12 protein-coding genes are annotated in these 13,302 nt (G+C 61.6%); 9 read left to right on the top strand and 3 right to left on the bottom strand.

All coding sequences use genetic code 11. The features are described from left to right. Window positions 1-11 precede the first annotated feature (11 nt). The 3 genes from nrdF to EHV23_RS09210 all read left to right on the top strand — a co-directional run bounded on the left by nrdF (window position 12) and on the right by EHV23_RS09210 (window position 3,949). Window positions 12-992 (top strand): class 1b ribonucleoside-diphosphate reductase subunit beta, encoded by a 981-nt coding sequence (gene nrdF / locus EHV23_RS09220; protein ID WP_125095813.1) that lies wholly within the window; start codon window positions 12-14, stop codon window positions 990-992. A gap of 657 nt (window positions 993-1,649) precedes the next feature. Then, window positions 1,650-2,843, top strand: coding sequence for a hypothetical protein (locus tag EHV23_RS09215; RefSeq protein WP_125095812.1), 1,194 nt, complete (start codon window positions 1,650-1,652; stop codon window positions 2,841-2,843). A 197-nt stretch (window positions 2,844-3,040) separates the two neighbouring features. Next, window positions 3,041-3,949, top strand: a complete 909-nt coding sequence (locus EHV23_RS09210) for a DMT family transporter (protein WP_125095811.1) — start codon at window positions 3,041-3,043, stop codon at window positions 3,947-3,949. A gap of 15 nt (window positions 3,950-3,964) precedes the next feature. Here EHV23_RS09210 and EHV23_RS09205 read toward each other — a convergent pair whose 3' ends face one another. Together EHV23_RS09205 and EHV23_RS09200 are read right to left on the bottom strand one after the other, a co-directional pair. After that, on the bottom strand, window positions 3,965-4,294 hold the full coding sequence (locus tag EHV23_RS09205; protein ID WP_125095810.1) for a hypothetical protein: 330 nt from the start codon (window positions 4,292-4,294) through the stop codon (window positions 3,965-3,967). Window positions 4,295-4,358: 64 nt separating this feature from the next. Then, window positions 4,359-4,817 carry an RpiB/LacA/LacB family sugar-phosphate isomerase gene (locus tag EHV23_RS09200; protein ID WP_125095809.1) on the bottom strand — a complete coding sequence of 153 codons (459 nt, stop codon included), beginning with the start codon at window positions 4,815-4,817 and terminating at the stop codon, window positions 4,359-4,361. Window positions 4,818-5,471: 654 nt separating this feature from the next. Between EHV23_RS09200 and EHV23_RS09195 the strand changes: the two genes are divergently transcribed. From EHV23_RS09195 to EHV23_RS09170, 6 genes are all read left to right on the top strand, one after another. Further along, window positions 5,472-7,076: a peptide ABC transporter substrate-binding protein gene (locus EHV23_RS09195; protein ID WP_203228957.1), complete on the top strand. Its 1,605-nt coding sequence runs from the start codon at window positions 5,472-5,474 to the stop codon at window positions 7,074-7,076. A gap of 105 nt (window positions 7,077-7,181) precedes the next feature. Further along, on the top strand, window positions 7,182-8,102 hold the full coding sequence (gene oppB / locus EHV23_RS09190; protein WP_125095807.1) for an oligopeptide ABC transporter permease OppB: 921 nt from the start codon (window positions 7,182-7,184) through the stop codon (window positions 8,100-8,102). Window positions 8,103-8,132: 30 nt separating this feature from the next. Then, window positions 8,133-9,035, top strand: coding sequence for an oligopeptide ABC transporter permease OppC (gene oppC / locus EHV23_RS09185; RefSeq protein ID WP_125095806.1), 903 nt, complete (start codon window positions 8,133-8,135; stop codon window positions 9,033-9,035). 17 nt (window positions 9,036-9,052) lie between these two features. Beyond that, window positions 9,053-10,801: an ABC transporter ATP-binding protein gene (locus EHV23_RS09180; RefSeq protein WP_238990410.1), complete on the top strand. Its 1,749-nt coding sequence runs from the start codon at window positions 9,053-9,055 to the stop codon at window positions 10,799-10,801. A gap of 206 nt (window positions 10,802-11,007) precedes the next feature. Continuing rightward, window positions 11,008-12,213, top strand: coding sequence for a PQQ-dependent sugar dehydrogenase (locus EHV23_RS09175; protein ID WP_125095805.1), 1,206 nt, complete (start codon window positions 11,008-11,010; stop codon window positions 12,211-12,213). After that, window positions 12,210-12,947: a GNAT family N-acetyltransferase gene (locus EHV23_RS09170; protein WP_238990409.1), complete on the top strand. Its 738-nt coding sequence runs from the start codon at window positions 12,210-12,212 to the stop codon at window positions 12,945-12,947. The genes EHV23_RS09175 and EHV23_RS09170 overlap by 4 nt, the downstream gene beginning before the upstream one ends. Here EHV23_RS09170 and EHV23_RS09165 read toward each other — a convergent pair whose 3' ends face one another. Further along, window positions 12,948-13,238: a helix-turn-helix domain-containing protein gene (locus tag EHV23_RS09165; RefSeq protein WP_238990488.1), complete on the bottom strand. Its 291-nt coding sequence runs from the start codon at window positions 13,236-13,238 to the stop codon at window positions 12,948-12,950. Window positions 13,239-13,302: the final 64 nt, after the last annotated feature.

The raw sequence follows: 13,302 nt of genomic DNA, 5'->3' as shown, positions 1-13,302 counted from the left end.
GGGAGACTGGAATGAGTGAAACGAGCAAAAGGAACGTGCGCCCGGTGCCGCTGGCCATCAACTGGAACCGGCTGCAGGACGACAAGGATCTGGAGGTGTGGAACCGCCTGACGGCCAACTTCTGGCTGCCGGAAAAGGTGCCGCTCTCGAACGACGTGCAGAGCTGGGGCACGCTGCGCGAGGATGAGCAGACGCTGACCATTCGTGTGTTCACGGGGCTGACGCTGCTCGACACCATCCAGAACACCGTGGGTGCCCCCTCGATGATGCCCGATGCCCAGACGCCGCACGAGGAGGCGGTGCTGACCAACATCGCCTTCATGGAAGCCGTGCACGCGCGCAGCTACTCGTCGATCTTTTCCACGCTGTGCTCGACGAAGGAAGTGGACGAAGCCTTTCGCTGGTCCGAAGAAAACCCCCAGCTGCAGGCCAAGTCACGGCTGGTGCTGGAAGAGTACGATGCGGCGGCTGATCCCAACCGGCGCAAGATTGCCAGCGTGTTTCTGGAGAGCTTCCTGTTCTATTCGGGCTTCTATCTGCCCATGTACTGGTCCAGCCGCGGCAAGCTGACCAACACGGCCGACCTGATCCGGCTGATCATCCGCGACGAGGCGGTGCACGGCTATTACATCGGCTACAAGTTCCAGCGGGCACTGGCAAGGCTGTCCGAGGCCGAGCGTACCGCCATGAAGGATTTTGCCTTCTCGCTGCTGCTGGAACTGTACGACGTGGAAGCCCAGTACACCGAGCTGCTGTACGACAGAATCGGCCTGACCGAGGATGTGAAGGCCTTCCTGCACTACAACGCCAACAAGGCGCTGCAGAACCTGGGTTACGAGGCCCTGTTCCCGCCGGCCGCGTGCGAGGTCAACCCGGCCATCCTGTCGGCGCTGTCGCCAGACAGCGAGAACCACGACTTCTTCTCGGGCAGCGGCTCATCCTACGTGATCGGTACCGCGGTGGCTACCGAGGATGAGGACTGGGATTTCTGAGGCCAGGTACAACGAGTGGCTTCGTGAACGGGTCGCCATCAGCCGGGCCGAGACTGGCCCGGGCACCGAACACAGTGTCGTCATGGCGGAGATGCGCCAGCGGATTGTTGCCCGACTGGGGTAGCTTCAATATCAATCAATTATCGGATGAGGTGGTGACCATCCTGGCTGTGGTACATGGGCGGCAGGGGTTTCCTGGTTCGTTTTGACCCTTCCTCCTGCGGGGGCATCTGGCCACCATGTTGGCCCCGCAGCCGCATATATCGTGCTGGCGCTCATTTTTGGCATCAGGCTGGTTGCGCACGTCGCAGCTTCGCCAGAATTCGGCTCATAACAGCGCCGCGTACATTCACAGTTTTACCACTCAGACGCCAAAGCAGATGTTCGCTCAAAATTCAGGCGAATATCTGTTTTGGCGTCTGGATTGGCGTCTGAAAGCGCCAAACTGTATGGATAGGTGGTCGCCTTACGGTGTCCACGCTGTATTGGCGACATATACAACAGCAAGTGTTGCTTTTGCATCCAGAAAAAGATTGAAATGTGCAAATTCGTCTTTGAAAAATCTACTATCTATACGTCTGAAGTCTCAGATGCCCCTGAGAGGAGCATCCATGCCGCAGGGGCCGTTCTCTTTTCAACAGCCCAGGAGTCATTCGTATGTCTCTGTCTACAAAATCGATTTCGCCGGCCGTTATGGTCGCCGTTTTGCTGTCTGCTTGCGGTGGAGGTGATGGCAGTGGTGAGGGAGGCAAGGCGGCCTCCAGCAGTCCGAAGACGGCGGTGATTGCTACGTCATCGATACATACGGGTACGGGTGATGTTGCTTCCAGATCCAATACGGGTACGTCGGTGACGCCGGTTTCCACGCCTGCTACAGGGACAAAAACTTCCATCATTCTGCCGACAGGCGGGCAGACGGTGCTATCGACGGATACAGCAGTGGCACAAAAACTCGCCGTGCAGGATAGAGACAGAAAGGCGGCGATTTTTCAGTCGCGCAAATTGCGAGGTGATGCACTGTCCACCATGCTGGATGCAACCACTCCTGTTGGCGCGTATTCTCGCATCCAGGCCCGTGATGTGTACGATGATCAGGGAAATATCATCGGAACCATCGTCGAGGATAAGTGGGACGATTATTCAGTGGAATTCTGGCCGGTAGATGAATCAAACAATATAATACGCGAGTCGGGCAATTATCCCCGCATCGAAGCTGGCAGCAATACTACCCCCAATTTCTACTCTCCCGCCAGGGAAATTGAAGGCCACAACACCGAAGGGATGAAAAAGTATGAGCCTGCGCAGGGCGAGTACATCCTCAACGTCTACTCGAAGCCCATAGGGGACTATTCAGCCGAGTCAGTTTACTCCTTCCAGGCCGTCACGCTCACCCTTATTGCAAACGGTTCGAAAAAGAGTCTGTCGTTGCCGGACAGGCTGGTTCTGACGCTGGGCGGTGATCCATTCAACAACTATTGGGTCCGGTGGATGGATCAGAGTGTTCTTCATGCAAATACAAAACGCGTTATTTCGCACAGGCAGCGATTTTTGGAGAACGAAACGATCCAGACGTGGGAATCGTCAAGAGCCAAAGTTCGTCTTTTCTGGAGAGCAGGGCAAGACGACCGTGATGTTCAGGTATGCTATGAAATTTCCTACAACCTGGACAGCTACAATCCAGCCAAGCGACTGCACTGCTCGTTGTGGACGATTCAGGAGGGTTGGAGCTACGGGCACCGCTTCGGTAACGGTGGAGTTTATATTGAGGATACACCAAACATTCCCGGTTCAGTCTTTTCAACTTTCCGTTGGCAAGGGAATGGCACAAATATAGACATTGACATTGGATGAATGACATGCAGGCGCTCCGGTTTTCTTTCAGGAAGCTGGAGCGCCGGTGTCTCAGGGGCTGCTTTGTGCTGTGTTCGCCCCTGTCTGTTGTCAATTTCTGGTCACCCAGCAGCCGGTTTACCGCGTGTTACGCCAGCCTGATTGGACAGCACCCCCGTCCCCCGTCATCATGTTGCCCTGCAACTGCGGAGCACGACATGAACAACCTCGGCATCCATCTGCGCCTGATCGGCGTGGCTGCATCGTGGGGCGCCACCTGGTCCTGGGCGCGTGAAATCGTCAAAACGGTGCCGCCCGTCACCGGTGCGGCGCTGCGCTTCCTGCTGGCAGGCGCGGCCCTGCTGGCCTGGGTGTTTGCCGTCGACCGCTTCCGCAGCATCCGCGCGCTGGATGGCCGGCAGTGGCTGGGCCTGACGGCCTGCGCCGCCGTGGGGGTGTTTCTCTACACCGTCCTGTTCATGTCCGGCATGCAGTACATCCCGGCGGGCAAGGGAGCGGTGATCATCACACTGAACCCGGCCATCACGCTGCTGGTGGCCGCCTGGCTGTTTGGTGAGAAGCTCAACCCCGTCATCGGGCTGGGCATGGTGCTGTCCCTGTCGGGGGCCATGGTGGCCGTCTCGCATGGTGACATTTCCCTGCTGTGGCGCGGTGGCGTGGGCGCCGGTGAGGCGCTGATTCTGGGCGCGGCGCTGTGCTGGTCCAGCTATACGCTGCTCAGCCGGGTGGTGATGAAGGGCATTCCGCCGCTCACCGCCACGGCCGTGAGCGCGGTCATCGGTGGTCTGGCGCTGATACCGGCCGGGCTGATGGTGGACGGTGTGGCCGGATGGCAGGCCGTGGCCGGCGCCTCGGCCTATACCTGGTACAACATGCTGGCGCTGGCCTTCGTCGGTACCGTGCTGGCCTATGCCTGGTACTTTGGCGGGGTGAAGGCGCTGGGGGCCGGCAATGCAGCCGCGTACATCGTGCTGGTGCCCATTTTCGGCATCGGGCTGGCCGCCTGGTGGCTGGGCGAGACGGTGGATGCCTCGCTGCTGCTGGGGGTGGTGCTGGCCGTGGTGGGGCTTGCGCTGATCAACGTGGGGCAGCGCCGGGGGCGGTGAGGAGCGGCACCGTCATCAACCCAGCCACAGCTCATCCCCGGCCGACTGAACCAGCTTCAGCAGCCCGGGCGCGACGTTCCACTGGTGGCCGTCATCGACCGCAATGCTGACGGTCTTCTTGTTCAGCCGGATGACCGTGCCTTCCTTGTCTTCGCCATGGGCGATGAAGCTGACCCGGTCGCCTACGTTGAAGCGGGTCATCTGCACGGTGGCGCGCGCCTGGCGGATGAGTTTGCAGCGCTCGATGATGAGCCGGTTGAGAAAGACCAGATCTTCCTCGCTCATCTGGTTGATGGCCTCGACCGCAGAAAGACGGTCGACAATCTTGACAGTGCCGGAGTTCATGGGACGTCACCTCGTCATTCGATGCATTCTGGATGTCCCATGGATTATGCCGTGTCGCGATGCCTCACTTCGTGGTGTGCTTCGCTGCAATGGCCACCACCTTGTCTACCCGCTGGGTGTAGCGCGGGTTGTCGGCCAGGTAGTTGGTGGTCATCCAGGTCTTCACGATTTCCTGCGCGATGGCAGAGCCGATGATCTTGCCGCCCAGGCACAGCACGTTGGTGTTCGAGTGCGAGCGGGCAAGTCCGGCGCAGAACGGATCCTGGCAGACGGCGGCAAACACGCCCGGCAGCTTGTTGGCGATCAGCGCGCTGCCATAGCCCACGCCATCGATGAAGATGCCCCGCTCGACCTCCCCATTGCTGACGGCCAGCGAAGCCGGGTAGATGAAGTCCGGCAGGTCGCAGCCTTCCTCCGAGAACGGGCCGAAGTCGGTCACTTCGTGTCCCTGCTGCTCCAGCAGCTTTTTCAGCTCGGCCTTCATGGCAAATCCGGCGTGATCTCCGGCCATCGCGATCTTCATGGGATGCTCCGTGCGGGTGTGTTTCTGGCGTGCGGGGACGAATGGGTCCGTTACACGCTGGGGCGCGGGGATGGGCAGGTCCGCGACGCGCTGACGATATCCTACCCCGCCCGATGCTGGCGGAGTGCCCAAGCCCCTGCAGTCTGCTGCCTTGGGAGCCGTCGGGCAGTCATCGGCCCACCAGCGGGTCATCAGCAGGTCATCAGCAGGTCATCAGCAGGTCATCAGCAGGTCATCAGCAGGTCATCAGCAGGTCATCAGCAGGTCATCAGCAGGTCATCAGCGGGTCATCAGCGGGTCATCAGCGGATGGCCCGAGATCACGTCGGGAGCCGTGACGCTCCTCTCCTGTTCGGCTGTCCCGGCTGTTGCCGGCCTTCCCGGTGAAGCCCGCCGCTACCTTTGGTACGGCGCGTGAAGACGCCGCAAAAGGGCAGGGTTTTCCCGAAGGAGTGAATCAGGCCGTGCGCCTGCTAATATCCCCGGCGCGTAACAGGATTGTGTGCAGTCGTCGTGGTACCGCCCCGGTCTGTCGCATAATGGATACATGCAGCTGGCGCTGCCGGAAGCATGACGGTGTCCAGGGTGTCGGCCAGTTCCGTACAAAAAGAAAAACGGGAGAAGTGTGGTGTTCTCTGTCAAGCCTCATTCAGTCTTGTGTCTGTCCGTCACTGCCGCTCTGGTGCTGTCGGGCTGCGAGCGCGAAGTCAAGCCGGCGCCTCCCTTCAAGCGTACCGAGTACAACCGCGTCGTCATCGGCAACAGTGTCGAGCCCGCCACGCTCGACCCGCAGAAGGCCGGTGAAATGGCTGCCAATACGGTCATCCGCCAGCTGATGGATGGCCTGACCGCCTCCGACGGTGAGGGCAAGACCATTCCGGGGCTGGCCACGCACTGGGAAAGCCAGGGCGACCGCATCTGGACCTTCCATCTGCGCGATGCCCAGTGGTCCAATGGCGATCCGATCACGGCCGATGATTTCGTCTACAGTTTCCGCCGCCTGACCGACCCGAAGACGGGGGGGATCTACGGCGGGTATCTGGCCGATGGCAAGGTGCTCAATGCCGACGCCATCATGCAGGGCAAGGCGAGGCCGGAAACACTCGGTGTGAAAGCGTTGGACAAAAAGACGCTGCAGTTCACGCTCACCGAGTCGGTGCCCTATTTTCCGGACATGATGGTCATGGCCTGGACCTATCCGGTGCACCGGGCCACCGTGGAGAAGTACGGGGACAAGTGGACACAGCCGGAGCACTATGTGTCGAGCGGCGCCTACCTGCTGAAGGGCTGGCGGGTGAACAGCCATATCAAGATGGAGAAGAACCCGAAATATTACGACCACGACAGCGTGTCCATTCCGGCCGTGACCATGCTGCCGGCCGGCAACGAGTTCAACCGCTATCGGGCCGACGAGGTGGATGTCACCTATTCGGTCCCGCAGGACCAGATCAAGTCGGCCGAGAAGGAATTCCCCGGGCAGGTGCACCACATCACCTCGCTGTGCACGTGGTACCTGGAGCCCAACCATCGCATGCCCCCGTTCGACAACCCGAAGGTGCGCCGGGCGCTCAGCATGCTGACCGACCGCAACATTGTGACGAAGGTGGCGCAACGCGGGGACAGGCCCGCCTACCAGCTGACTTCGCCCGACATGCAGGGCGTCGACCAGATTGCCCCCGACTGGAAGGACTGGAGCCACGAGAAGAAGGTGGCCGAGGCCACCCGGCTGCTCAACGAGGCTGGCTACAACGACAGCAAGCCGCTGACCTTCGAGGTGCTCTATTCCACCAACGAAAGCTCGCGCAAGCAGATTTCCGCGCTGCGCTCCATCTGGAAGACGGCCGTGCCCTTCATCGAGGCCAGCCTGATCAACCAGGAGTGGAAAACCTACCAGGACACGCGCAACACGGGCAGTTTCACCCTGTCGTTCGGCGGGTGGTGCCCCGACTTCAACGACCCGTCCAGCATGCTGAACATCTTCCGTGCGGGCAGCGCGAACAACGTGTTCCATTACGAGAACCGGGCCTTCGACAAGCTGCTGGACGACACCCTGAGCGCCGGCCGCACGCCGGAAGAGCGCACGAAGCTCTATACGCAGGCCGAGGCGATGCTGCAGCAGGATACGGCCTTCATCCCGCTCTACCACCAGGTGATGGTGAACATGGTCAAGCCCGATATCCGCGGCTATTCCGACCATGACCCGCTGCTGAACTACGTGGTGAAGCGGTGGTCTTTTGCTCCCGAGACCCCCGAGAAATAGGGCGCGTCATGAACTCATGCGTCCCGTGTGGGTGCGTGAGTTCATGGTGTGCGCCAACCCGCCACGCCTTGCAGGCGGCGCAGGCCGCCAGGACATGAAACGATCATGCTGAAATTCATCTTCAAACGGATACTGGCAGCCATTCCCACGATGCTGGTGCTCATCACCGTGTCGTTCTTCATGATGCGGCTGGCACCGGGCAGCCCGTTCACGGGCCTCAAGAACCTGCCGCCGGAGGTGATGGCCAACATCGAGGCCAAGTACCACCTGAACGATCCGATGTATCTGCAGTATTTCCACTACCTGAAGCAGCTGGCCATGGGGGATCTGGGGCCGTCGTTCAAGTACCGCGACTTTTCCGTCAACGAGCTGCTGGCGCAGGCGCTGCCCGTGTCGGTGGAAATCGGCGTGTACGCCTTTTCCATTGCGGTGGTGGTCGGGATGTCGCTGGGCATCTATGCGGCGCTGCGGCGCAATACCTGGGTGGATTACACGCTGATGACGGTGGCCATGATCGGGGTGATCGTGCCCAGCTTCGTGAAGGCGCCGATCCTGATCCTGATCTTTGCCATCTACCTGAAGTGGCTGCCGGCCGGGGGATGGAATGACGGGGCGCTCATGAACATGATATTGCCGGTGGCGGCGCTGGCCATCAGCTATGTGTCGAGCATTGCGCGCATCACACGGGGCGCGATGATCGAGGTGCTCAACAGCCCGTACATCCGCACCGCCCGCGCCAAGGGGCTGTCCACTCGCGCCATCGTGCTGCGCCACGCCCTGCGTCCGGCCATGCTGCCGATCGTGTCGTTCCTGGGGCCGGCCTTCGTGGGCATCATCACCGGCGCCATCGTGATCGAGTCGGTGTTCGGCCTGCCGGGCATTGGCCAGATGTTCGTCAACGGGGCACTGAACCGTGACTACGGCATGATTCTCGGCCTGACGATCATGGTGGGTGTCCTGGCCATCGTGTTCAACGCGATTCTGGACATCCTGTACGCGCTGATCGACCCGAAAATCCGTTACTGAGCTGGCAGGGCACCTGAGCAGAGAACGTACATGATAGTCAAGAAAGAAAAAACCGAAGCCCTGGCAGACGCTGCAGAACGTGCCCAGATGCAGGGCAGCAGCCTGTGGGACGACGCCTGGCGGCGCTTTCGCAAGAACCGGGCCGCGGTGTACAGCGTGACCATTCTGGCGCTGATCACCCTGTTCGTGATCTTCGCGCCGATGCTCACCCACTATGCCTACGATTTCAACGACTGGGACGCGCTGTCGGCACCGCCGTCTGCCCGGCACTTTCTGGGGACGGATTCGCTGGGGCGGGACCTCCTGTCGCGGGCGGCCGTCGGCGGCCGCATCTCGCTGCTGGTGGGCCTGTCCGGCGCCCTGGTGGCGGTGGTGATCGGCACGCTCTATGGGGCGCTGGCCGGCTTCTTCGGCGGCAAGATCGACTCGCTGATGATGCGCTTTCTGGAAATCCTCAACGCCTTCCCGTTCATGCTCTTCGTCATCCTGCTGACGACGTTCTTCGGCCGCAGCCTGATCCTGATCTTTGCGGCGGTGGGCCTGGTGTCGTGGCTGGATGTGGCGCGCATCGTGCGTGGCCAGACGCTGAGCCTCAAGCACAAGGAGTTCGTCGAGGCGGCCCGGGTGAGCGGCATGTCGCGGCGCCGTATCGTGGTGCGCCACATCATCCCCAACGTGCTGGGGGTGGTGATGGTGTATGCCTCGCTGCTGGTGCCCGGCATGATCATGTACGAATCCTTCCTCAGCTTCCTGGGGCTGGGCGTGCAGGAGCCGATGGCCAGCTGGGGCTCGATGCTGCAGGAAGGGGCGCTCACCATCGAGACGGCCCCCTGGCAGCTGCTGGTGCCCGCCTTCTTCCTGGTGGCAACGCTGTTCTGCTTCAACTTCCTGGGTGACGGTCTGCGCGACGCGCTGGACCCGAAAGACCGCTGATGCCGGGATACACGACCATGAACGAAAACACGAAAGGCATGGCAGGCATGACCGGAACGAAAGGAATGAACGCGGCGGCCATGAACGGTGAGGCTGCCAGTGCAGATGCCTCCACGGCGCAGCCCGTGCTGACCGGGGCGGACCGCGAGCGCAACTCGGACGGGCAGGAAATTCTGCTGCGGGTGAACAACCTGAACGTGCACTTCCACACCCACGACCAGGTCGTGCATGCGGTGCGCGGGGTGAGTTTCTGGGTGGCCCGGGGCGAGACCCTGGCGCTGGTGGGCGAGTCCGGTTCGGGCAAATCCGTGACGGCCATGTCGATCATGCGCCTGCTGGATGAAAAGATCACCCGTTACGGCGAGGGGTCGAGCATCGATTTCGAGGGCACCTCGGTGCTGGATGCCGACGAGAAAACCCTTCGCAACCTGCGCGGTGGCCGCATCAGCTTCATCTTCCAGGAGCCGATGACCTCGCTGAACCCCTTCATGCGCATCGGCAAGCAGCTGATGGAGTCGGCGCTACTGCACAACCCGGACTGGAACCGGGCCGAGGCCAACAGGCGGGTGCTGGAGCTGCTGGAGCGCGTGGGCATCCGCGAGGCGGAACGCCGCATGCGGCAGTATCCGCACGAGTTCTCGGGCGGACAGCTGCAGCGCATCATGATTGCGATGGCGCTGATCAACAACCCCGATCTGCTGATTGCCGACGAGCCCACCACGGCGCTCGACGTGACCATCCAGGCCGAGATCCTCGACCTGCTGCACGACCTGCAGCAGCAGATGGGCATGGCCATCATCTTCATCACCCACGATCTGGGGCTGGCCGAGCACTACTCCCGCACGGTCTGCGTGATGCGCCACGGCGAGATCGTCGAACGCGGCAAGATTGCCAAGGTGTTTGCCGAGCCGAAGCACGAATACACCATCGAGCTGATCAACTCCATTCCCCGCGGCACGCGGGAGCCGGTCAAGGGCAACCCCGACGTACTGATCGACGCGAAGGACGTGCGGGTGGAGTTTGCGCTGAAGAAGAACTTATTCGGCAAGCCCACCAAGGTGTTCAAGGCCGTGAAGGGTCTGGATGTGCAGGTGCGCCGCGGCGAGACACTGGGCATCGTGGGCGAATCCGGTTCGGGCAAATCCACGTTCGGCAAGGCCGTCATGCAGATGCTGAACTACGAGGGTGACATTTCCTTCGAAGGGCGCAACCTGCGCGGGCTTTCGAAGGAAGAGACACGCCGGCTGCAGGCCGAGCGGCAGATCGTGTTCCAGGATCCGTACGGTTCGCTGTCACCGCGTCTGAACATTGGCGAGATCGTGGGCGAGGGGCTGAGCATCCACCAGCCGGAGCTGTCGAAGAAGGAACGCATCGAACGGGTGCTGGCCGTGCTTGACGAGGTGCAGCTGCCGCACTCGGCGCTCAACCGCTATCCGCACGAATTCTCGGGCGGGCAGCGCCAGCGCATTGCCATTGCCCGCGCGGTGATCCTGCGGCCGAAGTTCATCCTGCTGGACGAGCCGACCTCGGCGCTCGACCGGTCGGTGCAGGTGAAGGTGGTGGAGCTGCTCTGCCACCTGCAGGACAAGTATGGCCTGACCTACATGTTCATCAGCCACGACCTGTCCGTGGTGCGCGCCGTCAGCAACAACGTGGTGGTGATGCAGCAGGGCCGGATGGTGGAGTACGGAACATCCGAGCAGATCTTCCGCAATCCGCAGACCGAATACACGCAGCGGCTGATCGATGCGGCCTTCGATCTGTAAGCAGATGCAATGATCGATGACCGGGCCGGCGCACGCGAAAGGCGTTGGTGATATCGTGACCTGATGGGGCGGTCTGGCGCAGGCAGTTTCCTGCGGTCTTCTTCCTTTCTGGTCATCCGGTCATGTCGGTATCACTTCGGTTCGCTCATCTCCCTGGGCTGCGTGGGTCTGTTTTGCATGTGCGGGGCCAGTGTGGCCGGCGCCACATGCTGCTGGCTGTGCTGCTGGGCAGTCTGCTGTCACCGGTTCAGTTCGTACAGGGTGCCGAAGCTGCCGGCACGGTCAAGCCTGCGGAACAGGCCAGGACAGATGACGCCGTGCCTGGCCCGGATGCGCTTCCTGCCCGGCGTGCCAACCCGGTGGACAGTCCACAGAAGTGGACATGGGTGACGGTGGCCGATCATCTGAACCACCCCTGGGGGCTGGCCTTTCTGCCCGAGGGCGGTTTTCTGGTGACCGAGCGCAGTGGTGCACTGCGGCGCATCACGGGCAGCGGGCAGATCATGCCGCCGGTGAACGGGCTGCCGCGCGTGGCAGCCACCGGGCAGGGCGGATTGCTGGACATTGCGCTGGACACGGATTTTGCGCAGAACCGCCGCATCTACTTTTGCTATGGAGCGCCATCGGATGACGGACGCACCAATGGCACGGCGCTGGCAACCGGTGTGCTGTCGAAGGATTATCGGCAGCTGCAGCATCTGCGCGTGCTGTTCCGGCAGCAGCCGAAGGTGGCCAGCACCCTGCATTTCGGGTGCCGGATCGTGCAGCAGGGGAAGCAGCTTTATCTGACCCTGGGCGAGCGCTTCAGCGAGGCGCAGCAGGCCCAGCGGCTGGACAACCATCTGGGCAAGATCGTGCGCATTGGTGTGGACGGCAGCGTGCCGGCCGACAATCCCTTCGTGAAGCGCAGGGGTGCGCGGCCGGAAATCTACAGCTACGGACACCGCAATGGTCAGGGGGCGACGCTGGCGCCGGATGGGCGACTGTGGATGATCGAGCATGGCCCGCAGGGCGGGGATGAAATCAACATCATCGAACCCGGTGCCAATTATGGCTGGCCGTTGACCAGCTATGGCGAGCAGTATGGCGGTGGTCCGATTGGCAATGGCAAGCCGACGGCGCCCGGTACAGTGCAGCCGCGCTATTACTGGCTGCCATCGATTGCGCCATCGGGCATGCAGTTCGTTCGCGGGACCCGCTATGGAAGGGACTGGGATGGCAACCTCTTGGTTGGATCGCTGAAATTTGGCTATCTGGGGCGACTGGTGCTGGACGGGAAGGGGCACGTGGTGCGGGAAGAAAAAATTCCTTTGGACGAGCGTGTGCGCGATGTGCGGCAGGCCCCGGATGGGCAGATCTACATCATCACCGACAGCGATGAAGGACGCCTGCTGCGGCTGGAGAAACCGTGAGCAGCCCGGTAGACAGGCGAGGAAACAAACGTGCCGGGGGCAACGAGCATGCTGGTTGGGGTGACGGGCATGCCGGGTGGGACAGCGAACATGCTGGTTGGGGTGGCGAGCATGCCGGCTGGGATGACGAGCATACCGGTTGGGGTAACGAGGAGCATGCAGGTCGGCAGGTGCCGATACTGGATACGCCTCGCCTGTCCCTGCGGTCGTGGACGGATGCCGATCTTTTGCCGTACACGCAGCTGAATGCCGATCCGCGCGTCATGCGTTATTTTCCACGTGTACTGTCTGCCCCGGAAAGCCGTGCGCAGATGAGCCGGCTTCAGGCATTTCTGGTGGCGCATGGATGGGGCGTCTGGGCGGTAACGCTGAAGTCCACGGGGGAATTCATCGGCATGACGGGTCTGCATGCGGTGGAGAAGGACAGTGGCATTCCCCATGCGCCGCTGACCGAGATTGCCTGGCGCATGCTGCCGGATCACTGGGGAAGGGGTTATGCACCCGAAGCAGCCCGGCGCGTGATGCAGTTTGCCTTCGAGGTGCTGGCGCTGGATGCCGTGCATGCGCTCACGGCGACGGTCAACGGACCTTCACGCCGGGTCATGACGAAAATCGGTATGGAGGATACGGGAGAGGTGTTTGATCATCCCGCATTGCCTGCTGGACATGTGCTGCAGCGACACTGCCTGTATGTCATGACACGGGGGCGGTGGGAGCGGGAGATGGCCGGTTGATCAGGCTTCCGGAAAAGGCTGGATCTGCATGTCGATGCGCAGCCCGGCCACGGATGCCATGTTGACCAGCGTGTCCAGCGAGAAGATGTTGATCTTGCCACGTACCAGATCGGAAATGCGCGGCTGGGTAACGCCAAACAGCGCAGCAGCCTGGGCCTGGGTCAGACCGGACTGGGCGATGTGCTGCTTGAGGGCGACCATCAGCGCCGAGCGAAGAGGCATGTTCTCAGCTTCGGCGGGCGTGTCTTCGAGGGCGTCCCAGACGCTGGTGAAGCGTTGTGTGGTGTTTATGGTCTTGCCTCCATTTCAGGGCCTCATGATACCGACTATTCTCTTCCCTCTCCTCCATACCTAT

This window comes from Lautropia dentalis, from assembly GCF_003892345.1.
Lineage (GTDB): Bacteria > Pseudomonadota > Gammaproteobacteria > Burkholderiales > Burkholderiaceae_E > Lautropia > Lautropia dentalis.
This window is presented reverse-complemented; position numbering and strand designations above follow the sequence as displayed.

Excerpts from the sequence above, each read along its gene's own strand:
- nrdF (WP_125095813.1), top strand. The coding sequence starts at position 12 with ATGAGTGAAACGAGCAAAAGGAACGTGCGCCCGGTGCCGCTGGCCATC.
- EHV23_RS09215 (WP_125095812.1), top strand. The coding sequence starts at position 1,650 with ATGTCTCTGTCTACAAAATCGATTTCGCCGGCCGTTATGGTCGCCGTT.
- EHV23_RS09210 (WP_125095811.1), top strand. The coding sequence starts at position 3,041 with ATGAACAACCTCGGCATCCATCTGCGCCTGATCGGCGTGGCTGCATCG.
- EHV23_RS09205 (WP_125095810.1), bottom strand. The coding sequence starts at position 4,294 with ATGAACTCCGGCACTGTCAAGATTGTCGACCGTCTTTCTGCGGTCGAG.
- EHV23_RS09200 (WP_125095809.1), bottom strand. The coding sequence starts at position 4,817 with ATGAAGATCGCGATGGCCGGAGATCACGCCGGATTTGCCATGAAGGCC.
- oppB (WP_125095807.1), top strand. The coding sequence starts at position 7,182 with ATGCTGAAATTCATCTTCAAACGGATACTGGCAGCCATTCCCACGATG.
- oppC (WP_125095806.1), top strand. The coding sequence starts at position 8,133 with ATGATAGTCAAGAAAGAAAAAACCGAAGCCCTGGCAGACGCTGCAGAA.
- EHV23_RS09180 (WP_238990410.1), top strand. The coding sequence starts at position 9,053 with ATGAACGAAAACACGAAAGGCATGGCAGGCATGACCGGAACGAAAGGA.
- EHV23_RS09175 (WP_125095805.1), top strand. The coding sequence starts at position 11,008 with ATGCTGCTGGCTGTGCTGCTGGGCAGTCTGCTGTCACCGGTTCAGTTC.